Annotated in this window: 1 pseudogene; it reads left to right on the forward strand. The window is 55.2% G+C overall.

Annotated features, from left to right (window positions below):
* Positions 1–11 precede the first annotated feature (11 nt).
* Positions 12–389 (forward strand): annotated as a pseudogene (locus ACU8YC_RS28385) (methyltransferase); the annotation flags it as partial.
* Positions 390–431 lie beyond the last annotated feature (42 nt).

Below are 431 nucleotides of genomic sequence, written 5' to 3' on the forward strand. Positions count from 1 at the left end.
CAAGCCATTAGCCACAAGTGCGATTAACCCTGTGCGATGTTCGCGCAGCCGCTGTTGAAGCGAGCCGAGCAACGATTGCCGCCAACGGTATTGAAGGTGACGTTATCGCAAGTAACGTCTTTTCTGACGTGACGAGTCGCTTTGGTATGATCATCTCCAACCCGCCGTTCCACGACGGCGTGCAGACCAGCCTGGATGCCGCGCAAACGCTGATTCGAGGCGCGGTGCGTCACCTCAACAGCGGTGGCGAACTGCGAATTGTAGCCAACGCCTTCCTGCCTTATCCGAAAGTACTGGATGAAGTGTTTGGCTTCCACGAAGTTATCGCGCAGACTGGGCGCTCTAAGGTCTATCGCCCCGTCATGACGCGTCAGGCGAAAAAAGCGTAATTGTCTCGCATCTAACGGCCTTTCACGTGGCCGTATTTTCAA

The sequence above is a fragment of the Citrobacter sp. VF227 genome (genome assembly GCF_052950715.1).